The organism is Acinetobacter kookii (assembly GCF_900096895.1).
GTDB classification, from domain to species: domain Bacteria; phylum Pseudomonadota; class Gammaproteobacteria; order Pseudomonadales; family Moraxellaceae; genus Acinetobacter; species Acinetobacter kookii.
Genome location: NZ_FMYO01000007.1, coordinates 56,414 through 78,864, shown reverse-complemented (window position 1 = coordinate 78,864; position 22,451 = coordinate 56,414). Strand labels below are relative to the sequence as shown.

Annotated in this window: 23 protein-coding genes and 2 tRNA genes; 13 read left to right on the top strand and 12 right to left on the bottom strand. The window is 43.6% G+C overall.

The window, feature by feature from the left end; all coding sequences use genetic code 11:
* Nucleotides 1–24: 24 nt before the first annotated feature.
* The 8 genes from glmS to BLP85_RS10630 all read right to left on the bottom strand — a co-directional run bounded on the left by glmS (nucleotide 25) and on the right by BLP85_RS10630 (nucleotide 7,697).
* On the bottom strand, nucleotides 25–1,863 hold the full coding sequence (gene glmS / locus BLP85_RS10665; protein WP_092820066.1) for a glutamine--fructose-6-phosphate transaminase (isomerizing): 1,839 nt from the start codon (nucleotides 1,861–1,863) through the stop codon (nucleotides 25–27).
* A 13-nt stretch (nucleotides 1,864–1,876) separates the two neighbouring features.
* A complete protein-coding gene (gene glmU, locus BLP85_RS10660) occupies nucleotides 1,877–3,241 on the bottom strand; it encodes a bifunctional UDP-N-acetylglucosamine diphosphorylase/glucosamine-1-phosphate N-acetyltransferase GlmU (protein ID WP_092820065.1) in 1,365 nt (454 codons plus the stop codon).
* Between the two features lie 21 nt (nucleotides 3,242–3,262).
* Entirely contained in the window at nucleotides 3,263–3,784 is a 522-nt protein-coding gene (locus BLP85_RS10655; protein ID WP_092820064.1) for a phosphatidylglycerophosphatase A family protein, read from the bottom strand.
* On the bottom strand, nucleotides 3,762–4,679 hold the full coding sequence (gene thiL, locus BLP85_RS10650; RefSeq protein WP_092820063.1) for a thiamine-phosphate kinase: 918 nt from the start codon (nucleotides 4,677–4,679) through the stop codon (nucleotides 3,762–3,764). The genes BLP85_RS10655 and thiL overlap by 23 nt, the downstream gene beginning before the upstream one ends.
* 18 nt (nucleotides 4,680–4,697) lie before the next feature.
* A complete protein-coding gene (nusB, locus tag BLP85_RS10645; RefSeq protein ID WP_092820062.1) occupies nucleotides 4,698–5,147 on the bottom strand; it encodes a transcription antitermination factor NusB in 450 nt (149 codons plus the stop codon).
* A 4-nt stretch (nucleotides 5,148–5,151) separates the two neighbouring features.
* On the bottom strand, nucleotides 5,152–5,622 hold the full coding sequence (gene ribH / locus BLP85_RS10640) for a 6,7-dimethyl-8-ribityllumazine synthase (RefSeq protein ID WP_092820061.1): 471 nt from the start codon (nucleotides 5,620–5,622) through the stop codon (nucleotides 5,152–5,154).
* Nucleotides 5,623–5,633: 11 nt separating this feature from the next.
* Entirely contained in the window at nucleotides 5,634–6,755 is a 1,122-nt protein-coding gene (ribBA, locus tag BLP85_RS10635) for a bifunctional 3,4-dihydroxy-2-butanone-4-phosphate synthase/GTP cyclohydrolase II (RefSeq protein WP_092820060.1), read from the bottom strand.
* A gap of 705 nt (nucleotides 6,756–7,460) precedes the next feature.
* Nucleotides 7,461–7,697 carry a VF530 family protein gene (locus BLP85_RS10630; protein ID WP_002058193.1) on the bottom strand — a complete coding sequence of 79 codons (237 nt, stop codon included), beginning with the start codon at nucleotides 7,695–7,697 and terminating at the stop codon, nucleotides 7,461–7,463.
* A gap of 245 nt (nucleotides 7,698–7,942) precedes the next feature.
* Here BLP85_RS10630 and BLP85_RS10625 point away from each other — a divergent pair, with 245 nt between their 5' ends.
* The 3 genes from BLP85_RS10625 to acnA all read left to right on the top strand — a co-directional run bounded on the left by BLP85_RS10625 (nucleotide 7,943) and on the right by acnA (nucleotide 11,696).
* The gene (locus BLP85_RS10625) at nucleotides 7,943–8,281 is read left to right on the top strand and encodes a DUF2384 domain-containing protein (protein ID WP_228143292.1); all 339 of its coding nucleotides are present in this window, start codon (nucleotides 7,943–7,945) and stop codon (nucleotides 8,279–8,281) included.
* Nucleotides 8,223–8,444, top strand: a complete 222-nt coding sequence (locus BLP85_RS15075) for a hypothetical protein (protein WP_409449186.1) — start codon at nucleotides 8,223–8,225, stop codon at nucleotides 8,442–8,444. The genes BLP85_RS10625 and BLP85_RS15075 overlap by 59 nt, the downstream gene beginning before the upstream one ends.
* Nucleotides 8,445–8,939: 495 nt before the next feature.
* Nucleotides 8,940–11,696 carry an aconitate hydratase AcnA gene (acnA, locus tag BLP85_RS10615; RefSeq protein WP_092820058.1) on the top strand — a complete coding sequence of 919 codons (2,757 nt, stop codon included), beginning with the start codon at nucleotides 8,940–8,942 and terminating at the stop codon, nucleotides 11,694–11,696.
* A 517-nt stretch (nucleotides 11,697–12,213) separates the two neighbouring features.
* Here acnA and BLP85_RS10610 read toward each other — a convergent pair.
* Nucleotides 12,214–12,289, bottom strand: a tRNA-Gly gene (locus BLP85_RS10610).
* Nucleotides 12,290–12,337: 48 nt separating this feature from the next.
* Nucleotides 12,338–12,410, bottom strand: a tRNA-Gly gene (locus tag BLP85_RS10605).
* Nucleotides 12,411–12,644: 234 nt separating this feature from the next.
* On the opposite strand from BLP85_RS10605, the gene BLP85_RS10600 reads away from it, so the two are divergent.
* From BLP85_RS10600 to BLP85_RS10580, 5 genes are all read left to right on the top strand, one after another.
* Entirely contained in the window at nucleotides 12,645–12,956 is a 312-nt protein-coding gene (locus BLP85_RS10600; RefSeq protein ID WP_092820057.1) for a BolA family protein, read from the top strand.
* Between the two features lie 16 nt (nucleotides 12,957–12,972).
* Complete coding sequence (locus BLP85_RS10595; RefSeq protein ID WP_092820056.1) at nucleotides 12,973–13,365, top strand: SirB2 family protein; 393 nt, start codon at nucleotides 12,973–12,975, stop codon at nucleotides 13,363–13,365.
* A gap of 83 nt (nucleotides 13,366–13,448) precedes the next feature.
* Nucleotides 13,449–14,285, top strand: coding sequence for a ParA family protein (locus BLP85_RS10590; RefSeq protein WP_092820055.1), 837 nt, complete (start codon nucleotides 13,449–13,451; stop codon nucleotides 14,283–14,285).
* A 15-nt stretch (nucleotides 14,286–14,300) separates the two neighbouring features.
* Entirely contained in the window at nucleotides 14,301–14,690 is a 390-nt protein-coding gene (locus BLP85_RS10585; RefSeq protein ID WP_092820054.1) for a hypothetical protein, read from the top strand.
* Between the two features lie 220 nt (nucleotides 14,691–14,910).
* Nucleotides 14,911–15,501 carry a LysE family translocator gene (locus tag BLP85_RS10580; RefSeq protein WP_092820053.1) on the top strand — a complete coding sequence of 197 codons (591 nt, stop codon included), beginning with the start codon at nucleotides 14,911–14,913 and terminating at the stop codon, nucleotides 15,499–15,501.
* Here the strand turns inward: BLP85_RS10580 and BLP85_RS10575 are convergent.
* A complete protein-coding gene (locus tag BLP85_RS10575; RefSeq protein ID WP_092820052.1) occupies nucleotides 15,498–16,130 on the bottom strand; it encodes a DedA family protein in 633 nt (210 codons plus the stop codon). The genes BLP85_RS10580 and BLP85_RS10575 overlap by 4 nt on opposite strands.
* 194 nt (nucleotides 16,131–16,324) lie before the next feature.
* Between BLP85_RS10575 and BLP85_RS10570 the strand changes: the two genes are divergently transcribed.
* From BLP85_RS10570 to guaA, 3 genes are all read left to right on the top strand, one after another.
* Nucleotides 16,325–16,777: a DoxX family protein gene (locus tag BLP85_RS10570; RefSeq protein WP_092820051.1), complete on the top strand. Its 453-nt coding sequence runs from the start codon at nucleotides 16,325–16,327 to the stop codon at nucleotides 16,775–16,777.
* A gap of 122 nt (nucleotides 16,778–16,899) precedes the next feature.
* Nucleotides 16,900–17,298 (top strand): NirD/YgiW/YdeI family stress tolerance protein, encoded by a 399-nt coding sequence (locus BLP85_RS10565; RefSeq protein WP_092820050.1) that lies wholly within the window; start codon nucleotides 16,900–16,902, stop codon nucleotides 17,296–17,298.
* A gap of 273 nt (nucleotides 17,299–17,571) precedes the next feature.
* Nucleotides 17,572–19,140 carry a glutamine-hydrolyzing GMP synthase gene (gene guaA / locus BLP85_RS10560; RefSeq protein WP_092820049.1) on the top strand — a complete coding sequence of 523 codons (1,569 nt, stop codon included), beginning with the start codon at nucleotides 17,572–17,574 and terminating at the stop codon, nucleotides 19,138–19,140.
* A 309-nt stretch (nucleotides 19,141–19,449) separates the two neighbouring features.
* Here guaA and BLP85_RS10555 read toward each other — a convergent pair whose 3' ends face one another.
* On the bottom strand, nucleotides 19,450–20,718 hold the full coding sequence (locus BLP85_RS10555; protein WP_092820048.1) for a GGDEF domain-containing protein: 1,269 nt from the start codon (nucleotides 20,716–20,718) through the stop codon (nucleotides 19,450–19,452).
* 331 nt (nucleotides 20,719–21,049) lie between these two features.
* Here BLP85_RS10555 and BLP85_RS10550 point away from each other — a divergent pair, with 331 nt between their 5' ends.
* Both BLP85_RS10550 and BLP85_RS10545 read left to right on the top strand, forming a co-directional pair.
* A complete protein-coding gene (locus tag BLP85_RS10550; protein ID WP_092820047.1) occupies nucleotides 21,050–21,997 on the top strand; it encodes a pirin family protein in 948 nt (315 codons plus the stop codon).
* Between the two features lie 25 nt (nucleotides 21,998–22,022).
* On the top strand, nucleotides 22,023–22,421 hold the full coding sequence (locus BLP85_RS10545) for an OsmC family protein (protein ID WP_092820130.1): 399 nt from the start codon (nucleotides 22,023–22,025) through the stop codon (nucleotides 22,419–22,421).
* Nucleotides 22,422–22,451: the final 30 nt, after the last annotated feature.

The following is a 22,451-nucleotide window of genomic DNA, read 5'->3' as shown; positions in this document are numbered from 1 at the left end:
TACCCAGCCTTATATCAAAATTTATTATTCCACCGTGACCGATTTTGCCAGGTTACGTGGCTGATCGACATCCGTTCCACGCAAGACAGCCACATGGTAGGACAGCAGCTGCACAGGAATACTGTAAACAATTGGCGCAAGAAGCGGAGCGATGCTTGGCACATGAACCACATGCTGACGCTCTTTGCCTTTAATGCCGCTGTTTTCGTCGGCAAAGACAAACAGTTCGCCACCACGGGCCTGAACTTCTTCCATATTGGATTTCAGCTTGTCGAGCATGTCGTCTTGCGGAGCCAGAATCACCACCGGCATGTCATTGTCTACCAGTGCCAATGGACCATGTTTCAGTTCACCTGCGGCATAACCTTCGGCATGAATATATGAAATTTCTTTCAGTTTTAATGCGCCTTCAAGAGCAATCGGGAACTCGGTACCACGGCCTAAAAACAGGCAGTGCTGTTTTTCTACAAACAGCTCAGATAAACGCAGAATGTCTTTATCTTGCTGTAGGGTATCTAGGATGACTTTAGGCGTATGCCATAAATCAGTGGTAATGGCAGTAATTTGTTCAGCCGAGATGCTTTGCTTGACTTGACCAATCTTCAGTACCAACAGCATGAGTGCGGCAAGCTGCGTGGTAAATGCTTTGGTTGACGCAACGCCAATTTCAGGTCCAGCCAGGGTTAACAGGCTATAATTGGTTTCACGCACCATTGAAGAGGTAGCCACATTACAAATGGTCATGGTGGTAATGTTTAAACTTTTTGCAGCAGCGCGTTTTTGGGTATCGCGCAGTGCAGCCAAAGTATCGGCAGTTTCACCGGATTGAGAAATACAGACATACAGTGTGTTATTGACAATCACAGGCGTGCGGTAACGGAATTCGCTGGCAATTTCCACCTGACAAGGCAGGTCAATCAGCTGCTCAAACCAGTATTTTGCAATCATGCCGGCATGGTAACTGGTTCCGCAGGCAATAATTTGCACCTGTTGAATCTTTTCAAAATCGCCCACCGCATTTTGCAAGAAATCTTCGCGCAAATCGTTGCCATTCAAGGCTTGGGAAATGGTTTGCTGAATCGCTTCAGGCTGCTCATAAATTTCTTTGAGCATGTAGTGCTTATATTCACCTTTAGATGCATTGCTGACGGTGGCATCCAGCTCTTTTACTGGACGGTTCACCAATTGCCCATCCACAAACACTTCAATGCTGTTGCGGGTTAAACGTGCAATATCACCTTCTTCCAGGTAAATAAAACGGTTAGTAATTGGCAGCAGGGCCAATTGATCCGAACTGATAAAGTTCTCGCCAATTCCGACCCCAATGACCAGAGGTGAACCTTCACGAACGGTAATCAGTTCATTCGGATGATCGGTATGCACGATACCCAGTGCATAAGCCCCTTTGAGCTGGGGAACAACCTGCTGAACCGCTTCTAGAAGGCTGGAGGTTGATTTCAATGCATCATTGACCAGATGTGCGACAACTTCGGTATCCGTTTGTGAAGTAAACACATAGCCCAGGGCTTCAAGATCGTCTTTCAATTCTTGATAGTTTTCGATAATGCCGTTATGCACCACAGCCACCGTACCAGAAACATGCGGATGGGCATTGTTTTCCGTCGGTTTACCATGGGTTGCCCAACGGGTATGTGCAATCCCCAGTGAACCTTGAATATTCGATTCACTTACCGCCTGTTCCAAGTTGATCACTTTACCTACACGGCGTTCGCGCAGGACATGACCGCCATTGATCAGCGCAACACCCGCTGAATCATAGCCACGGTATTCAAGGCGCTTCAGGCCTTCAATTAAAATATTGCTAATATTACGTTCTGCAACGCCACCGACAATTCCGCACATATTTATAATCCTCTTATTTTTTCAGTTTTTGGGGGCGTTGATAGTTTTCTTTAGCCACTTGTTTAGATCGTTCAAAGGCCAAACTATTTTCTGCTACATCACGTGTGATGACTGAGCCAGCGCCGACAGTTGCACCATTGCCAATACTGACCGGGGCAACCAGGGAACTGTTCGAGCCGATAAAGGCTGAATCACCAATAATGGTTTTAAATTTATTGGCCCCATCATAATTGCAGGTAATGGTACCGGCACCAATATTTGAACCTGCGCCCACTTCGGCATCCCCTAAATAGGTAAAGTGATTGGCTTTGGAACCGAGGCCAATCGTGGAATTTTTCACTTCGACAAAGTTGCCAATATGCACTTCATTGGCCAGCTTGGCACCTGGGCGTAAACGGGCAAAGGGTCCAATTTGCGTATCTTCACCGACCACGGCATTGTCGAAAATACTGTAGGGTTGGACCTTGGTGCCTGAAGCAATTTTACTATTCTTAATTACACAGCCTGCACCAATTTCGACATTGTCGCCGAGTTCACAGTTACCTTCGATAATCACGTTGATATCAATACGAACATCTTGACCGACGGTAAGCTTGCCACGCAGGTCGAAGCGGCTTGGATCAATGATATGCACGCCTTGCTGCATCAGGAGCTTGGCCTGATAGGCCTGGAATTCACGTTCCAAAGCGGCCAGCTGAATCCGGTCATTCACGCCTTCCACTTCAAAGGCACGTTCCGGCTCTACAGAAGACACTTCAAGACCATCGGCAATCGCCATGGCCACAATGTCCGTCAGGTAATATTCACCTTGGGCATTGTTGTTGCTTAATTTGGGTAACCATTGATGCAGTTTGGCATTGCTGACACAGTAAATACCGGTATTGATTTCCTTGATTTGACGCTGTGCATCGCTGGCATCTTTATGCTCAACAATGGCCTGAATTTTATTGTTTTCACGTACGATACGGCCATAACCGGTGGCATCGGCCAGGGTTAATGTCACCAGACCAATTCCTGTTTCACGTGAAACAGCCAGCAGCTTTTCCAGGGTGTCTTGACTAATGCAAGGTACATCACCGGAAAGAATGAGTGAAACGCCATCGGTAGGAAGTACCGGTAAAGTCACTTTAACCGCATGGCCTGTACCCAGCTGTTCAGCTTGTTCCACCCACTGTACATTTTCCTGTGCAAAGGCTTGTTGAACTAAATTACCGCCGTGTCCAAAAATGGTAATAATATTTTTGGCATTTAATTTTTTAGCAGTTTCAATGACATGACCGAGTAGAGGGCGTCCTGCGAGCGGCTGCAATACTTTGGGTAGGCTCGAACGCATTCGAGTTCCTTTGCCGGCAGCAAGAATAATCACAGAAGTTGACATAATACACCTTAAAAACTTGGCTTAAGCCATTGAAATGTTGAGGTACACGAGAATACAGATTGCGGCCCAAATGCCGGCAATAATATCGTCAAACATAATGCCGAAACCGCCACCGACTTGACGGTCGATGACACGAATAGGCCAAGGTTTCCAGACATCGAATAAGCGGAACAGGACAAATCCAATGAACACCCAAAGCCAGCTCATTTGTGCAAAGTAAATCAGGGGCAGAAACGTAATTGACTGTCCAGCAAATTCATCCCAAACAATGCGGCCATCGTCATGTACGCCCATGACTTTAGCGGTTTGCCCGCAAATATAAATGCCAATAAGTGACATTAAAATCATGGCAATAATGGAAGCGGTAAAGCCAATTGCAAGCCAGGCAGGAATAAACAGCAATGCAAAGGCCGAACCAAAAGTGCCCGGCGCTTTAGGTAACAGCCCGGAACCAAATCCGACACCGCAAAAAACGATAAAGCGGTTGTACCAGGACATGTCTTTAAAGTGAATCGCAGGTTTATGCAAAGTGTTGATATCCATGAAATTGCAGCGAATGATCTACGCCATTCTGCACAAAAGTTAATTCAGTTTGTTGGGTTATTTGTCCAATCTTGCTAATGTTGACATCTAATTGTTGTTGCAAAAGCTTTTCATAATTTTGCGGGCTTATTGTAAAGCATAACTCATAGTCATCGCCACCCGCGAGGGCATATTGCCATTGCTGTTCTTGAGTTAAATTTTGTAAATCTGGGCTGATCGGCAGCTGATTTAATTCAAGCGTTGCCCCTACCTTTGAAGCTTTTAAGATATGGCCTAAATCTTGTGCCAATCCATCAGATACATCAATCATGCTGGATGCCAGGCCTTTTAACTTTTGACCGAGCTGACAACGTGGGGTTGGATAATCCAGACGCTTTTGTAGCGGATGTCCTAAATTGTGCAGAGCAAATGCGGCATCGCCGACTGTACCAGAGACACAGACATAATCGCCGGCTTGTGCGCCTGAACGTGTGATGGCTTTGCCGGTTTCTATCCAGCCAAGCGCGGTGACCGAAATAGTGAGATGAGGACTTTGGGTGGTATCGCCACCAATTAAACTCACACCAAATTGATCGCAGCAATCATATAAACCCTGGCTAAAGCCTTTGAGCCAGTCATGATCAATTTGGGGTAGGCTCAATGCCAGTAAGATGCTGTGCGGTTTGGCACCCATTGCAGCAATGTCAGACAGATTCACCGCGACAGATTTCCAGCCGATGGCATGCGGAGAGGTATCTAGGGGAAAATGTCGTCCGGCAACCAATGTATCGGCACAGATGACCAGTTGTTGCTGAGGAGGAGGGGTGAGCAAGGCTGAGTCGTCACCAACACCTAAATCGACCGACGCAGAAGTCTGCCGATGAAAATAAGTATCAATGATCGAGAACTCAGCCATACAACAAATCTACTTTATTTAGTTGGTTTGTTGCTTTTCTGCTGCACGTAAAGTTGTTGCTAAACGATCCAATACACCATTGATGTATTTATGGCTGTCTGCACCGCCAAAATGTTTAGCCAGCTCGATTGCTTCGTCCAAAACAACGCGATATGGAATTTCAAGATGTTCTTTCAATTCATACGCACCCAGACGAAGAGTAGCGAGTTCAACGCCGTCAAGCGCATCAATTTCGCGGTCAAGCACAGGGATTAAGAGCGCATCCAATGCTTCATGATTGGCAACCACTTGAGTCAACAATTCATGATAATAGCCGAGATCCACTTTGTGCATGGCATTTTCCACACGTGTACGTGCTTCAATTTCATGTACCGGATTGTGGCTCATCTGCCATTCATAAATTCCTTGTACAGCAAAACGACGTGCTTTGCGTTTTGCTGCATAAGTTGCTTGAAGTGTTTGCGACATAGCGTTAAATAGCCTTTAACAAGTTAACCATTTCAATTGCAGTCAAGGCAGCTTCACTGCCTTTATTACCTGCTTTTGTACCCGAGCGTTCAATCGCCTGTTCAATACTATCCGTAGTCAATACACCATTAATGACTGGTAAGCCAGTGTCCAGGCCAACCACGCCTAAACCTTTGGCACATTCACCAGCAACAAAATCAAAGTGAGGCGTGCTGCCACGAATCACTGCGCCAAGCGCAATAATGGCATCAAAACGATCAGCAGCAGCCAGTTTTTTAGCCACCACCGGAAGTTCCCAGGCGCCAGGTGCATGAACAACGGTAATATTATCCTCTGATACACCATGACGTTTCAATGTATCAATTGCACCTTCTAAAAGATGTTCGACAACAAAACTATTAAAACGACCCACTAAAATCGCGTAACGGCCTTCGCTCGCGAGATGTAACATACCTTCAATACGGCGAACTGCCATAGCAACCTCGATTATTTCTCTGTTGTTTGATTTGCGGCGACGTATTCCACCACTTCTAAATTAAAACCTGATAATGCATTAAAACGTAATGGAGAGCTGAGCAGCTTCATTTTCTCAACCCCTAAATCACGTAAAATCTGTGCACCGACACCAATGGTTTGGTATTGCTGTGACAATGCAGCACTGGATTTGGATGGCTTAGGTGTAGTCAAGCTTTCCAGTGCTGGACCGAGGTCCTGTAAATGACGCTGACCAATCCAGACCAAAACACCGCGCTCGCTAGATGCGATCTCTTTCAGTGCTTTGTCGAGATTCCAGGCCGGTTCGCCATTTTGCTTGTTAATTTTCAGCAAGTCACGTGCCGGACTAAAGCCATGTACGCGAACGGTAGTGACCCCCTGTTTAGGCTCACCTTTGACCAGGGCTAAATGAATATCCGGGTTACCAATTTCACGGTAACGGAACAATTCAAACGTACCGTATTCGGTATCTAACGTTTGTTGATCCAGACGTTCAACCGTTTGCTCATTGGTCATGCGGTAGTGAATGAGATCCGCAATCGTTCCGATTTTCAAACCATGCTTTTCAGCAAAAATTTCAAGGTCAGAACGGCGCGCCATGGTGCCATCTTCTTTAATGATTTCACAAATCACTGAAGCAGGTTCGAGTCCTGCAAGACGGGCCAGATCACAGCCGGCTTCGGTATGACCGGCACGGTGCAATACGCCACCGGGCTGTGCCATCAGCGGGAAGATATGCCCCGGTTGTACAATGTCCGCAGGCTTGGCATGTGCGGCCACGGCCGTCTGAATGGTATGTGCACGTTCAGCGGCGGAAATACCGGTGGTAATACCGTTGGCAGCCTCAATTGAAAGCGTAAAGTTAGTCCCGTGCTGTGCGCCGTTGGCATCGACCATGAGCGGAAGATTGAGCTGCTGGCAGCGGTCGCGGCTTAATGTGAGGCAAACCAGACCACGGGCGTGGGTGATCATGAAGTTGATGTCTTCAGGACGTACGTGTGTCGCAGCAATCACCAGATCGCCTTCATTTTCACGGTCTTCATCATCCATCAGGATGACCATTTTTCCTGCACGGATATCTGCTACGAGCTCTTCAACGGTATTGAGCGGCATCAACCTTCACCTTCTTTTTGTCTCAAATGACATTTTACTTGCATTGATTGTTGCATAGTCTACCGTTTTTTTACGATGTTTGCCTATGCTTATCGGTTTCCATTCCTGGTTCATTGTTATACACAGTGCCTGAACACTTGAAAAGGGGACTTTATTTTAAAAAGTCACGATTATGCTGAATCTTTAAGCAGTTGAAATACATAAATAATGACAAGTTTATGCGAAATGCTGCTGATTTATAGCATGAGGTATGCCAATGAAATAAAAAAAGCCCCAATCTTTCGATCAGGGCTTTTTAGAATCTGGAGCGGGAAAGGAGACTCGAACTCGCGATCCCAACCTTGGCAAGGTCACCGAGATTTATTCCATTAAATGACACTAATTATAAGTATATGATTTAATTGGTATTATTTGGTTTTTAGTAGGGTAAATTTTTGATGAATTTAGATCATTTAATGTTATTTTGGTCACTTTATTTTAGACATTTTAGTTTGTAAAAGTCACCTATGTTTTGATCCTGATTTTTCATATTAATAATAACATTATATTGTTTAATATAATGATTATTAGTAATTTATAAATCGACTACAACATGTAGTAGCGAAGATGCTTAAAATGCAATTACTACGTAACATCAGTTAAATAAAAGTCTCCCACAAACCCGGTACGGTTCAAATTTTATGATGAGAGGGGTGTTGCCTGGGGCTACGGTTTCTGTTTTGCCTTTTGGCGTAAGACGTACAAATATAAGCTTTCTACTTTTTCACGTGCCCAAGGTGTGGTACGCAAGAATCGTAATGATGATTTAACACTTGGGTCTATGCAAAAGCATCTAATTTCAATTTTACGACTCAAGCCTTCAAAGCCGCCATAGTAATCTAGCAACTCATCTAAAATGTCAGCAAGCTTTTTGCCGTGTAAGGGGTCATTGGATGTGTTCATATTGGATCAATCGTATTTGGTAAGGAAAGTGGGGCAGTCCATAAATAAATTTATAGAATTAGGTCAACTTCATACCCAAGTTGTCGCTTAAATTTAAGTAACTTGGGGCAGCTCTATCTTTAGAGTCTTTATGCAACAAAGCCCAATTCAACTACAAATACCACATTCAAAACTATTTTTACTACCATCAGTACGAATTATGTAGTAGAACCTAAAGACCTTTTGTAATGCGGGTAATCGAACAAATGACTAACAGCGAAAAGGTCTTAGCTAAAGCTGTTTTAACTGCAGCACAAAAAATTGGGCTAACACATGATCAACTTGCCATGATTCTTGATATAAATTTATCGATAACCAATATAGATTGTTGCAGACTCTCATTACCGCAAAAAGAAGTTGCCCTCAAACTTATACGTATCACAGTTGCCGTAGATACTCTCTCCGGCGGCAATATTTCAACTATCCAACATTTTATGAAATATCCGAATAAAATAACGAAAGGTATTCCGTTGGATCAAATCCAAAATATTTCTGAGCTTGAAACCGTTTTACAATTTGTGGAAGGCCAAAACCAACGTCAATAAAACAACAATTTCAGAGATAGAAAATGGCCATTTTACAGGTTCATTTAGCATATTTGAAAGTGTACTTAATGCGGTAGGCCTGCAATTTGAAGTGGATAAAAAGAAGTATAAATTTCCGCAGTGGAATGAAATTGAAGCAATGTTTGCGGAAGATGATGAATAAAAGTTTAGTGGCTTAGATTATCAGTCGAAGTACAAAAAAGAGTAATTTTTAAATAAGAAGGAAATTATTGGAGAAATTTTAGTCTTTTTTTTGATTTGCTGAAGTAAAGACTTATTTATTGTAGATACATTTATTGCTTTTAGATCCTGTAAGAAACATATTAGTTTCTTTTTTTGAAAAGCAATTTATGACTTTATCATTTCGATCTGTAAAACAGCCCTAGCTACGTAGTGATCTGAAATCACTCTGAAAATACAGTTAAATACGCGGTTCAATTTACCTTAATCTCCTTACGGAATTGGCAGAAAGATTGTCAATGCCAGATATTAACTGTCGGCAACTCTCTGGCAAAATTTCTTGGCAGTCCTGCATTTAACTACCTAGCGCAATCTGATAATAAATAATAACAAACCCGCCGTGTAGTTAGCATACAGTAAGTAAAGGAATGGTTGACTGTGATCATAAAAATAGCATATCAAGCCGGAGGGAAACTAGATGGCTAAGTATAGTAATATCAATAGTTTTAATACTTTAGAAACATTAACCGTCGGTTCAGAACACTATCAGATTTTCAACCTGTCCAAATTGCAAGTGCAGTTAGGTGACCTGTCCCGACTACCAAAATCTTTAAAAGTCTTGCTAGAAAATTTACTACGTTTTGAAGATCAGCTCACGGTGAAAACCGAACATATTCATGCATTGGCAGGGTGGCTAAACAACCGAACCTCAGAACAGGAAATCCAGTATCGTCCGGCACGGGTGCTGATGCAGGATTTTACCGGTGTTCCCGCAGTGGTTGATCTTGCCGCGATGCGTGCCGCAGTGGCCAAAGCCGGTGGTGACCCGGAAAAAATTAATCCGCTGTCACCGGTGGATTTGGTCATCGATCACTCGGTTATGGTCGATTACTTTGCCAGCCCGCAAGCTTTTGAGCAGAATGTCGCAATTGAGATGCAACGCAATGGCGAGCGCTACCAGTTTCTACGTTGGGGGCAGGCTGCGCTCAATCAGTTTCGCGTGGTGCCGCCAGGAACCGGGATTTGCCATCAGGTCAATCTGGAATATCTAGCACAAGTGGTCTGGAGTAATGAGGTCGATGGTCAGCGCTTTGCCTTTCCTGATACCTTGGTCGGTACCGATTCACATACTACCATGATCAATGGCTTAGGCGTGTTAGGCTGGGGGGTAGGTGGTATCGAGGCGGAAGCGGCCATGCTGGGCCAACCGATCTCCATGCTGATTCCGGAAGTGATCGGGTTTAAGCTCATCGGTAAACTCAAAGAAGGTATTACAGCAACTGATCTGGTGCTGACCATTACCCAGATGCTGCGTCAAAAAGGTGTAGTTGGAAAATTTGTCGAATTTTATGGCGATGGTCTGGCCGACTTACCCTTGGCTGACCGTGCCACTATTGCCAATATGGCACCTGAATATGGTGCTACCTGTGGCTTTTTCCCGGTTGATGAGGTGACGCTTTCCTATTTACGTTTAACTGGACGTCAGCCGGAAAGAATTGCCTTGGTAGAGGCCTATAGCAAGTTGCAAGGATTATGGCGCAATCCGGGGGATGAGCCCGTCTTCACCGACACGCTGGCTTTAGATATGTCGACGGTAGAAGCCAGTCTGGCGGGTCCGAAACGCCCGCAGGATCGTGTACTCTTGTCACAAGTGCCAAAAACCTTTCATGCCTTCATGGATTTGACCTTAAAACCGGTCAAGGAAGAAAAAGAGCGTCTGGAAAATGAAGGAGGGGGAGGTACAGCGGTTGAAGCGAAACAGGCCAACCTGCCCCATGAAAATGCTTTTTGTGTAATTGATGGTACAAAATATCCGTTGCAGCATGGTGATGTAGTGATTTCAGCGATTACCTCCTGTACCAATACCTCGAATCCCAGTGTCATGTTGGCAGCAGGGCTATTGGCCAAAAAGGCAATCGAAAAAGGTTTACAGCGGAAACCCTGGGTGAAAAGTTCACTGGCTCCAGGTTCCAAAGTGGTCAGCGATTATCTGCATGCAGCAGGGTTGACGCCTTATTTGAATCAGCTGGGTTATAACCTGGTGGGTTATGGTTGCACTACCTGTATTGGTAATTCGGGACCTTTACCTGAAGTGATTGAAGAAGCTGTGCAATGTTTTGATTTGAATGTAGCTTCAGTGCTCTCCGGAAACCGTAACTTTGAAGGACGGGTGCATCCTCTGGTGAAAACCAACTGGCTCGCCTCACCACCTTTGGTGGTTGCCTATGGTCTGGTCGGGAATATTCGAACTGATCTCACGACTGAACCGATAGGTGAGGGCTTTGATGGCCAAGCGGTTTATTTAAAAGATATCTGGCCGACACAGACGGAAATCGATGCCGCACTGCAAAATGTGAATACCGAGATGTTCCATAAAGAATATGCGGAAGTTTTTGAAGGCGATGCCAAGTGGAAAGCGATCCAGATTCCCCAAAGTCAAACCTATGCTTGGGATGAACAATCCACCTATATCCGGCATCCTCCCTTTTTTGCAGAAATTGATCAGCCGCTACAACCAATTCAGCAGATCAGCCAGGCACGGATTTTGGCGGTATTAGGTGATTCAGTCACGACGGACCATATTTCCCCGGCGGGCAATATCAAACAAGATAGTCCGGCCGGACGATATTTGCAGCAACAGGGTGTTGATGTAAAAGACTTTAACTCTTACGGATCCCGTCGTGGTAACCATGAAGTGATGATGCGAGGTACCTTTGCCAATATCCGCATTAAAAACGAAATACTGGGTGGCGAGGAGGGTGGCAATACCCTGCATATTCCAAGTGCAGAAAAACTCTCGATTTATGATGCGGCAATGCGCTATCAGGCAGAACAAACCCCACTCGTGATTATTGCCGGGAAAGAATATGGTACCGGTTCTTCACGTGACTGGGCGGCCAAAGGCACCAACCTGTTGGGGGTGAAAGCGGTGATTGCTGAAAGTTTTGAGCGGATTCACCGTTCCAATCTGGTCGGCATGGGGGTGTTACCTTTACAGTTTGTGGAAGGTCAGAACCGGCAGATATTGAACCTGACCGGACATGAAACCCTATCAATTTCAGGCTTGTCGGATGATATTCATCCGCATCAAATGCTGGATGTAGAGGTGCAACATGGCGATGGTACGTGTAGTCATTTTCAAGTGTTGTGTCGTATTGATACCTTGAATGAGGTGGAATACTTTAAGGCCGGTGGGATCTTGCACTATGTCTTGCGCAATTTGCTCACTTCCTAAATTGAATGATGAAAGCCCGATACCTACCACAATGCCGGTCATTTAAGGAATGAGCCCAGAAGCATTTGCGGCAGCTTCAAAATGAGGCTGTCTCGTGTCTAGGATACTGGGAACAGTCCAGTTCAAGCAGGAAGAATAAGTTTTTTAATAAAAACTATTCCATAAATTAATAATTTTTTAACTTAAGATTTTTTTTAATTATATATTTTTGGTGACCAAATTTGGTCACCATTTTTATAAAGTAGTGAAAAAGACTTCAATAAAAGCCAGAATGAAGTATTTTAAGTTTTTAGAATTACTCAGCCTATGTTCACTAAAATTTATGCAAAATCTTTAATATATTGATCTATATGTGATGGTTGCAGGGCACTTTTGGTCACGTAAGCCCATTTTCAAGTGATCTATCTTAACTTTTTACTAGCTTTAAGCATTTTAAGTTTATAAGTTTGGAAAGAAAATATTGTTTAAAATCAACAATAAAAAAGCCCCAATCTTTCGATCAGGGCTTTTTAGAATCTGGAGCGGGAAAGGAGACTCGAACTCCCGACCCCAACCTTGGCAAGGTTATGCTCTACCAACTGAGCTATTCCCGCGGAGTCTATAAAGTTTTTTAAGTGAAAAAACTAAATGAAAAAATTTTGAGCGGGAAAGGAGACTCGAACTCCCGACCCCAACCTTGGCAAGGTTATGCTCTACCAACTGAGCTATTCCCGCATGCCGTGTATAATACATTATGCAAAAATAGGGTCAATAATTTTGTGAAAAAACTTATGTCGATTGCATAAAATAAAACCATTTTGCTTAAATTTGTTGCTTTTATAAACAAAATTGAGATTTAAAAAGAAATTTTTATTTTGAAATGCAGGAATGATAGGGTAGACAGACACGAAGATTGAATCGGAACACGCTATACTGAAACCAGAGATTAAGCTATTTGGGAGCATCTTGATGAATTTAGAACAACAGTTGATTCAACGCCTGCAAGAGTTATCACCGGTTCATTTGGAAGTGGTGAACGAATCCTCCGGTCATGGCGGCTATTTCCCGGGTAAAGAATCGCATTTTAAGGTGATTGTGGTCAGTGACATTTTCCAAGGCTTGCGTTTAGTGCAACGTCATCAAAAAATTTATGCAGCAGCAGGGGACTTGCTTGCGCCAAGCCGTATTCATGCCCTCGCCATTCATGCTTTTTTGCCATCAGAATGGCAAGGACAAGACACGCCAAGTCCTGAATGTGCACATGCGCCCAAAGCAGAATAATAAGGAAGATTAAACAATGGATATGCAGCTGACGGTAAAAATTGTGCATATGATTGCTGTGACCTTATTGATTGGGGCAATCCTTGCACGTGCTTTTACTTTATTTGTTGGAGTCAAGGACAATCAGCCCAATCCGGTGGCACGAAAATTTCTGGTCGCCTGGCAACATCTTGCCATGACGGTTATTGTTTTGACCGGGCTAACTTCATTAGTGATCAAGAATTTTGAAGTACAATCCTGGTTTTATGCCAAGATCATCCTGTTTCTGGTGTTATTTTCTTCCTTGATCAAAGCCTATAAAAAAGATGACAGTATTTTACTGGTGCAGCGTCGTGCAGGTTTAATGATTGCAGTGGTCGCACTGATCGCCATTATGGGATTAGTCATCATTAAGCCGAATTTTGGCTAATTGTTAGACATGATTATTCTAGATCCAAGACGTGTGAGTTAAACTGCAATTCATAGATAACTATAAATGATAGGGGGCTTCCAATGCTGGTACGTGTGGTTTTTAATCAAAAAGGTGGAGTAGGCAAATCCAGTATTGCCGTCAATTTGGCTGCAATTAGCGCACATCAGGGGTTGAAAACCTTGCTGATTGATCTCGACCCACAAGCCAATTCCAGTCAATATCTATTGGGGGATGATGCGACCTATACCGTGGATAAACCGGCGCTGGAACCCAATATTGAAAACTATTTTGAAGAAGTGCTGGGGGCCACCCAAAGCAAAGGACTTTTAAGCAATGCCATTGGTTCCATTTTAAAGAACCGGGATAAAGGTCTGGAGCTCTATGTGCATCAATCCCCTTTTAAAAATCTGGATGTGATTCCTGCAAGTCCGACTTTGGGTGCGCTGGCACATGCCTTGGAGTCGAAACATAAGATTTATAAATTGCGGGATGCCTTGCAGCAACTGCAAGGGCAATATGACAGGGTGTATATCGATACGCCACCGGCTTTTAACTTCTTTACCTTGTCGGCGCTGATTGCAGCCAGTCGCGTACTGATTCCTTTTGATTGTGACGTATTTTCAAAACGTGCCTTGCAGACCCTGATTGAAAATGTCATTGAAACTCAGGATGACCATAATGAGCGTCTGGAAATTGAAGGGATTGTGGTGAATCAGTTCCAGGCACAGGCCAAATTACCGCGTGAAGTGGTGCAACAGCTGAAGGATGAAAGCTTGCCTGTATTAGACAGCATGTTGCCGCCGTCCATTTTAATGAAGGAATCGCATCTTAAAAATCAGCCTTTAATCCATTTGGCAACGGATCATAAATTGACGCAAGCCTATCAATCGTTGTTCAATGAAATTGAGCATATATAAGTATTGAGATTTCTCATGAAAACGATTTATCTAGGCTTCCTTTTGGGAAGTACGGTTTTATTGGGTGCTTGTGCAACGACGGTGAAACCGAGTTATGTTTCTCCGACCCAGTATCAAGCGCTGAATTGCCAGCAGTTGCAAAGTGAATATAACCGTATTCAGCAATATATCGATAATGGTGTGCAGGCACCTAAACGCACTGGCGTCGGTGTGGGTGTCGGGGTGGGCGGCGGTTGGGACAGTCATGGCGGCTGGGGAATTGGTCCGAGTGTTTCAGTCAATATGGGACAATCTTCCAATACCAAAAACACTGAATTGGCACGTCTATTGGGTGAACAGGAAGCTGTGGTTCAGGCGGCAAAATTCAAAAACTGCCCAATTATTGTTCGCAATAAAGTTCAATAATTCATCAATTTATCCCGCTGTTGAGGTGCTGTGCCCGACAGCGAGGTGATAAAATATTAGCAAAATGTTTCAATGTAAATATTATTAATATCAATTGGTTGTTGTTTTTCGATGGAATCTTTAAACGCATCAGGTGATGTTTTTTTATCGAGAAATACTTGTCACTTTTCATCTGTTTCATATAAGGTGTGCCCCTAATTAAGGGTAATGTCGGGTATGTATGATCGAGAGTTGGCTTTTTGTCTTGGCGGTGATTGCGGTATTGATGATTCCGGGTCCAACCAATGCATTACTTGCAAGCTCGGCGCATCAACAAGGCATTGCCAGAACCAGTCTGTTTATTCCGGCAAAATTGCTCGGCTATTTTTATGCCATTAATTTGTGGGCATTACTGATTCATTTATGTAGTCCTGTGTGGCCGAACTTTATTCATATCCTGCATGTTTGCAGTGCTGTTTATGTGGTATGGCTGGCCTTCCATTTGTGGAAAGCGTCAGATTTAGAAAAGCATAATCAACATCATCGTTCTATTCAGCCGCGCCAACTGTTCTTTTCTACTTTCAAAAATCCTAAAGCCTTATTATTTGCTGCCGGTGTTTTACCGATTGAAACCTGGAGCAATCCCACCAATTTTGTTTTGGTATTTGCGCTGTTCAGTCTGGTCCTGTTGCCTACGGTGGTGTTCTGGATGTTTTTTGGGCGGGCCATTTTGGCCGGACAGTCCAGGCAAATAAAAGCCGATCTCTTATATAAAGGATCGGCCATGTTACTGATTATGTGTATGTTGCCCGTTGTAATTCGCTTCTTTTAATGCGCCTTTTTGAGTTTCTGGCGAATAAAACCAATAATGCCCGGCAAGACACTAATAATAATGATGCCAAAAATTAGATGGGTAAAATTATCTTTAACAATCGGCATATTGCCAAATAAGTAGCCCAAAATTACAAAAGAACCGACCCAGCAAATGGCACCAATGATATTAAAGCTCAGGAAATATTTATAATTCATGTGACCTGCACCGGCGACAAACGGGGCAAAAGTACGGGCGAAAGGAACAAAGCGGGCAAAAATAATGGTTTTACCACCATGTTTTTCAAAGAATTTTTGCGTATACATTAAATGCTTTTTATTAATGAAACGGGATTCAATTTCAAAGACACGCGGTCCAATAAATTTACCAATATGATAATTCAGCGTGTCGCCCAATACTGCGGCAATAAACAGCAAGATGACCAGAATATAAGGATTCATTGCGCCTGTGGATGCCGCTAAGGCTCCTGCCGCAAACAGCAGGCTGTCACCCGGCAGAAATGGCATCACCACCAGACCGGTTTCCACAAAAATAATCAAGAAAAGAATGGCATAAATCCACACGCCGTAATCGGTGATAAATTCGAGCAGATGGGCATCAACGTGTAAGATAAAATCAAGCAGTTCCATGGCGCTACAGATAGCAAAAATGTGCTGAAATCCTAGCAGTCTAGGGCATGAAAGTCAGTACCAAAAAGAAAATTAATTGCATTTTCATCTTTCCCTTTTTGAGCAACGATTTATCTTACAAATTATTTATTGACCCTGATAAAAACAGGCTTAGGATGTAGAGGTCATTAAAACAAAAATCAAAAAGTGACCTCATGTTTAATCCGAATACTTTTATAAAAAATCTGGTGCAAGGCCTGCAAACCGATGCCTTTATCGCTTTGGTTGCACGTGTATTGATAGCCTATATTTTTCTGATGTCTGGCTGGATGAAAATCAATGCTTATGCTGCAACGGCCGGGTATATGGAATCTAAAGGTGTCCCAAGCAGCCTGCTGCCTTTGAGTATCCTGGTCGTTGCTGGCGGCGGTCTGGCCTTGTTGTTTGGTTTCCAGGCCCGCCTGGCTGCATTGGGCTTAGCCATTTTTACCTTTATTTGCGGCTTTATTTTCCATGGCACCGGGACTCCGGATGATGCCATTCACCTGATGAAAAATATTGCCATGACCGGTGGACTATTGTTCCTGATGCTGCACGGTGCAGGTAAATTCAGTGTAGATGACATGCTAGAGAGACTATCGCCAGCATTGAGAAAAATTGAAGGTTGATTCTTGCTTGTACAGATTTTTGTAATTACATAAAAGCTGTGCACACTACATAAAAGCTGCGTACAAATTGCCGGAATTTTGCTTCAATAAAGCTTGATGAAGCTAGCAAAGTGGAGTCAATCATGAAGCAAATGTTATGGGTCATTTTTATCTCTGGTGTTATGTTTTCTACAGCCTCCTGGGCGGGTAAAAGTGATCAGATGATTGTGAATGAAGCTGCCCAAAATACGGTCACGATTGCAGAAGCAAAACAGCTGGCGGATGAAACTGCAGTGACCTTATCCGGTGTTATTGTCAAACGAATACGGGGCGATCATTTTGAGCTCAAAGATGGTTCCGGTTCAATTGACATTGATGTCGATGATGATTTTTGGAAACCGATGGGCTTAAAGGCCGGTGATCAGGTGAAGGTCATGGGTGAAGTGGATACTCAAAGTGATCAATCCACCAACATCGATGTTGTTAAAATAGCAAAACTGGTAAATCCAAAGGATAAATGGCTTTGGTATAATCAGAACTAAGCTGCAAAATTTGACTTAATCACCAAAGTCCTAGAGAGCATACGACAAGGTCTAAACAGATGAGGTCGATATCCATCATGATGAAATTGAAGGATATCTAAATCGTGAAAATAGAAAAATGGCAATATAAATAAGGCATCTGACGGGTGCCTTGTTGTGCCAGAAATATAATGCAATCAACGAATTGAAAGCCTTGTGCGAATAGTGTGCTTAATGCGCCGAAAAATGATAGAATGCAGCGCTTATTTCGTTTGCCTTGCATAGTTGTTTGTCATGACTACCAATACTCAAATCACTGAAGACCGCATCCTGATTCTGGATTTCGGTTCTCAATACAGTCAGCTGATTGCACGTCGTGTACGTGAAGCTGGCGTATATTCTGAAATGTATGCCTATGACATGTCTGAAGAAGACATTCGCGCATTTAAACCAAACGGTATCATCTTGTCGGGTGGTCCGGAAAGTGTTCATGAAGAAGGTAGTCCACGTGCACCTGAAATTGTATTCAACCTGGGCGTACCTGTATTGGGTATTTGCTACGGCTTGCAAACCATGTCCGAACAGCTTGGTGGTAAAGTAGAGCCAGGTACCGTGCATGAGTTTGGTTATGCTGCGGTAGACGTTTTGGTTCGTGACCAGCTTCTGGGCAATTTAGACGATGGTGAAAACAAACTCAATGTTTGGATGAGCCATGGTGATAAAGTGAGTGCAATTCCGGAAGGTTTCCAGGTGACTGCCAGTACACCAAGCTGTCCATTTGCAGCAGTAAGCGATGAAAAACGCCGTTTCTATGGCGTGCAGTTCCACCCGGAAGTGACCCATACTGCAAAAGGTGCCGAGTTATTGTCTAACTTTGTACACAGCATTTGTGGTTGCCGTAATCTTTGGAACTCGGAAAACATCATCGACCTGCGTGTTGAACAGTTACGTGAACAGATTGGCGATCAAAAAGTATTGCTTGGTCTTTCAGGTGGCGTAGATTCATCTGTAGTTGCTGCGCTTCTTCATAAAGCCATTGGCGATCAATTGACTTGCGTATTCGTAGATAATGGCTTACTTCGTTTGAACGAAGGCGAGCAAGTGATGGATATGTTTGCGAAAAACATGGGTATCCGTGTAATTCGTGCCGATGCTGAAAACCGTTTCTTGTCCGCTCTCGCAGGTGAAGTTGACCCTGAGAAAAAACGTAAAATCATTGGTCGTGAATTCATTGAAGTGTTTGCTGAAGAAGCACGTAAACTTGATGGCGTAAATTTCCTTGCACAAGGCACAATTTACCCGGACGTGATTGAATCAGCTGCAACTAAAAACGGTAAGGCACACGTAATTAAATCACACCACAATGTGGGCGGTTTACCAGATGATTTAGCCTTTGAACTGGTTGAGCCAATCCGTGACCTGTTTAAAGATGAAGTACGCCGTTTAGGTACCACTTTAGGTTTACCGCACGAGATGCTTTATCGTCATCCGTTCCCGGGTCCAGGTTTGGGCGTGCGCATTTTGGGTGAAGTGAAAAAAGAATATGCCGACATTCTTCGTCTGGCGGATGACATCTTCATGCAAGAACTTCGTGCCAGCGGTTGGTATGACAAAACTGCGCAAGCCTTTGCTGTATTCCAGCCGGTTAAATCGGTAGGTGTGGTAGGTGATGGCCGTCGTTATGCATGGGTGATTGCACTTCGTGCCGTTGAAACTGTGGACTTTATGACTGCACGTTTTGCGCATCTTCCATATGAACTGGTAGACAAGATTTCAACGCGTATCATGAACGAAATTAAAGATGTTTCACGTGTAGTTTATGACGTGTCATCTAAACCACCAGCTACGATTGAATGGGAGTAACTTTCAGCATAGCTGAAAGTCTTGCGAGGTGACAAAGCAGTGCTTTGTTATTTCACCTCTCAGGGTTTCAGGAAGCACTGCTTCCTGCCTAAATTACGCCAAGCGCTCTGCGCGCGGCAGTTTAGGAATCTAGAATTATTCAAATAAAAAAGAGCGCTTAGGCGCTCTTTTTTATATTTTAAAAAATTAATCTTTGAAGAATAGGAATAAATATTTTGAGCCACTAAATTCGGCTTGAGTATGTAAGTCGAGCGCAGTTTTCATATTTATAAAATAGACCAAGACCGTTTCGATGAAGATAATTTTTAATTATTCATGCGTATAAATCGCCACCTGATTGCGTCCATTTTTCTTGGCTTGATAGAGTGCAATATCGGCATTTTTAATCAGTAGGTTTAAATCACTTTGATTCGGCTGCAGTTGCGATACCCCAATCGACACACTGAAATTAAAGAAGCACTTATCTTTCACACAAATTTGATGGCTTTCAATTTTTCGGCATAAACGGTTGGCAATGTTCATCGCATCTTCCAGTGTAGTATCGGGCAGCAAAGCAATAAATTCTTCACCGCCAAAACGGGCCAGTACATCGCTATGACGCATTTCCCGGCGGGTAATATCAGCCAGTACCCGTAGCACTTCATCCCCCACATCGTGGCCATAGGTATCATTAATATTCTTAAAAAAATCGATATCAAACATCAATAGACAGGTTAAATTATATTTGGGCCATTGCTGTATGTTCTGTTCGGCCAGCTGCAAAAATTGTCGGCGGTTATACAGCTGGGTCAGTTCATCTGTATGCGCCATTTCAGTTAAGGTGTAATAGTTCCAGTCGTTGAGTAACACCCGCAAAAAATTACGTTTAGAATTCAAGGTGTTATTCCAGCTGATATACATGCTGAGCAATAAAACCGGCGCGTAAATGAGTGAAAATAAAATTAGTTCCTGGACGCTGACCAACCTGAATACGCCATTAAAAATTACCGCGCTAATCAGCAGGGAACTAAAAATGGAATTACGAAAAGACACCTGTACGCATAAATTGCCCAATAAAATAAAAATGATGCTGGCGTAGAGATAGGTACTCACAAAGGGACTATGCGACAGATACAGCAGTTCAAGCCAGATTGCAGCTGCAGCTGCAACAGAGGCCGGCAGCAGGCTGTCCAGAACTTTAATATTCTTGCAGTAGCGGAAAGCCAGCCAGTTGACCAATAAGGCAAAAATGACAAGACTGAGCCGTGCAATACCGGACAGCATGCCAATGTCCGGTAATAAAACCCAGTCGACAAAGAAATAACTTAAAAACGTCAGCTGACCAATAAGATTGACGCATTTCAAAAATTGGCGCTGGTGCTTATTTTGATAGTCCAGATAATATTGTTGAAACTGCTCTGGAATACGGGTTGTAGGATGCTCTAATTGTTGTTTGATCAATTTTTTATTGTCAAGCGTACACAGCCGCTTGGGTAAAATGGCAGTTCCGATATTTGAATATTTGTCTTCATTGTCCCCAATATGCTTATGTTCTTGATTTTCGGGGCAATGAGGATTTTCCTGCTGTCCTTGGGACATGATTATCCTCTTCTATAGCAAGACTGGTCAGGAGGAAATAGTATGCTGAGGAAAAATATCTGTATACAGAAGACTCGGTAAGTCGTTGCTATAATTGTGACAAAAAATTTTTTTCCTATAAAATTCATATGAATAGGGTAAAAATAGCCAATAATTTATCGCGCTTAAACCTTGTTTTATGAAGAAAATTTCAAAAATAATATTGTCCTATCCCTAGTATTCACTGTATTAACTTAACTATAGGCTGAATGACGAAGAATCTATATGATTGATGACAATAGATTAAAAAATGTCAAGAACAGTCACGTTCATGAAATTCAGGGATAGGCATATGACCAATAGCAGCTATACGGAGCTTTCCAATTCGGACGATTGTGAAAAATATGTAAACCGGTTTATTCAGGAGTTTCCTTTGCGTAGTGCGGAAATTGGACAAGGTACCGTGATTAAGCGAGCCTTGCCCAGCCGGCATAAGCGTTTAATTGGTGCCTGGTGCTTTCTGGATCATGCCGGTCCAGTGGTTTTTCCCCAAGGTGATGGATTAGATGTCGGACCCCATCCGCATATTGGCTTGCAGACTTTTACCTGGATGATTGAAGGTACCATGATGCATACCGACAGCCTGGGGACTAAACAGCTGATTCGTCCCAAACAGGTCAATTTAATGACTGCAGGGTATGGAATTTCCCATACCGAAGTGGCACCGGAAACCGAAACCCATATGCATGCAGCCCAGCTCTGGATTGCCTTGCCGGATGACAAGATTAATATGGCACCGCGTTTTGATCATTATCCCGAACTGCCGGTAGTGGAAAGAGATCAGGTTGAATTTACCGTACTGGTGGGGGAGTTTTTGCAAACCCGATCCCCGGTTGCGGTGCATAGCGAATTGCTGGGTGTAGATTTAACCGCCCAGGAATCCACCACTACCCGAATTCAATTGAATCCGAAATTTGAATATGGCTTTATGGCGCTGGAGGGGGTTGCTGAAGTCAACGGTCATGAGCTGACGGACGACAACATGGTCGTGCTGGAGCCAGGCATGACTGAAATTGAAATCCGGTTGCACAAAGGCAGTCGTGTCCTGCTGTTGGGGGGAGAACCTTTCGAGTCACCGATATTACTGTGGTGGAACTTTGTCGGGCGGACTCAGGAAGAGCTTTGCCAAGCCCGTGACCACTGGATTGCTCAGGATGACCGTTTTGGTACCATTCCTGACTATCCTGGCCCCCGTCTGGAAGCACCCGCATTCCCCGATAAGATGCGTGCTTCAAAATAACGATAAAATTCAGGATTTTGTGAATATGTCAATTATTGCAAATGCAGAAGTACAGAGCTTGGCTGAACCCTGGTCAGGCGAAGTGAAAAGCGGAAAACACCAGTTTATTACCGACAAACCCGAATCCTTTGGCGGGCAGGATCAAGGTCCTGCACCTTATGATTGGATTTGTTCAGGACTGATTTCTTGTACTATGATTACCTTGCGTATGTATGCCCGTCATAAAGGCATAGAGCTCGGTCAGTTTTCAGTAGAAGCCGATTTTAATGCCAATAAGGAAGGCAAAGAATGGATTGAGCGTCGCTTGTCTTTTGCTCAGCCCTTATCGGATGAGCTACAGCAAAAAGTTTTAGACATCAGCAGTAAAACACCAGTGACCAAGACACTGTTACGCAGTCTGGAAATTAACACGGTTCTGCTTTAAATACGTGACCCGATACACCTGACATTGTGG

What these genes read in the sequence shown, in the direction of transcription:
- BLP85_RS10575 (WP_092820052.1), bottom strand. Translation starts at nt 16,130, where the DNA reads ATGGAACTGCTTGATTTTATCTTACACGTTGATGCCCATCTGCTCGAA.
- BLP85_RS10595 (WP_092820056.1), top strand. Translation starts at nt 12,973, where the DNA reads ATGGATATGCAGCTGACGGTAAAAATTGTGCATATGATTGCTGTGACC.
- BLP85_RS10570 (WP_092820051.1), top strand. Translation starts at nt 16,325, where the DNA reads ATGTTTAATCCGAATACTTTTATAAAAAATCTGGTGCAAGGCCTGCAA.
- ribBA (WP_092820060.1), bottom strand. Translation starts at nt 6,755, where the DNA reads ATGCCGCTCAATACCGTTGAAGAGCTCGTAGCAGATATCCGTGCAGGA.
- BLP85_RS10655 (WP_092820064.1), bottom strand. Translation starts at nt 3,784, where the DNA reads ATGGATATCAACACTTTGCATAAACCTGCGATTCACTTTAAAGACATG.
- BLP85_RS10630 (WP_002058193.1), bottom strand. Translation starts at nt 7,697, where the DNA reads ATGAACACATCCAATGACCCCTTACACGGCAAAAAGCTTGCTGACATT.
- BLP85_RS10545 (WP_092820130.1), top strand. Translation starts at nt 22,023, where the DNA reads ATGTCAATTATTGCAAATGCAGAAGTACAGAGCTTGGCTGAACCCTGG.
- glmU (WP_092820065.1), bottom strand. Translation starts at nt 3,241, where the DNA reads ATGTCAACTTCTGTGATTATTCTTGCTGCCGGCAAAGGAACTCGAATG.
- glmS (WP_092820066.1), bottom strand. Translation starts at nt 1,863, where the DNA reads ATGTGCGGAATTGTCGGTGGCGTTGCAGAACGTAATATTAGCAATATT.
- BLP85_RS10550 (WP_092820047.1), top strand. Translation starts at nt 21,050, where the DNA reads ATGACCAATAGCAGCTATACGGAGCTTTCCAATTCGGACGATTGTGAA.
- BLP85_RS10580 (WP_092820053.1), top strand. Translation starts at nt 14,911, where the DNA reads ATGATCGAGAGTTGGCTTTTTGTCTTGGCGGTGATTGCGGTATTGATG.
- acnA (WP_092820058.1), top strand. Translation starts at nt 8,940, where the DNA reads ATGGCTAAGTATAGTAATATCAATAGTTTTAATACTTTAGAAACATTA.
- BLP85_RS10600 (WP_092820057.1), top strand. Translation starts at nt 12,645, where the DNA reads ATGAATTTAGAACAACAGTTGATTCAACGCCTGCAAGAGTTATCACCG.
- thiL (WP_092820063.1), bottom strand. Translation starts at nt 4,679, where the DNA reads ATGGCTGAGTTCTCGATCATTGATACTTATTTTCATCGGCAGACTTCT.
- guaA (WP_092820049.1), top strand. Translation starts at nt 17,572, where the DNA reads ATGACTACCAATACTCAAATCACTGAAGACCGCATCCTGATTCTGGAT.
- ribH (WP_092820061.1), bottom strand. Translation starts at nt 5,622, where the DNA reads ATGGCAGTTCGCCGTATTGAAGGTATGTTACATCTCGCGAGCGAAGGC.
- BLP85_RS10585 (WP_092820054.1), top strand. Translation starts at nt 14,301, where the DNA reads ATGAAAACGATTTATCTAGGCTTCCTTTTGGGAAGTACGGTTTTATTG.
- nusB (WP_092820062.1), bottom strand. Translation starts at nt 5,147, where the DNA reads ATGTCGCAAACACTTCAAGCAACTTATGCAGCAAAACGCAAAGCACGT.
- BLP85_RS10625 (WP_228143292.1), top strand. Translation starts at nt 7,943, where the DNA reads ATGACTAACAGCGAAAAGGTCTTAGCTAAAGCTGTTTTAACTGCAGCA.
- BLP85_RS10555 (WP_092820048.1), bottom strand. Translation starts at nt 20,718, where the DNA reads ATGTCCCAAGGACAGCAGGAAAATCCTCATTGCCCCGAAAATCAAGAA.
- BLP85_RS10565 (WP_092820050.1), top strand. Translation starts at nt 16,900, where the DNA reads ATGAAGCAAATGTTATGGGTCATTTTTATCTCTGGTGTTATGTTTTCT.
- BLP85_RS10590 (WP_092820055.1), top strand. Translation starts at nt 13,449, where the DNA reads ATGCTGGTACGTGTGGTTTTTAATCAAAAAGGTGGAGTAGGCAAATCC.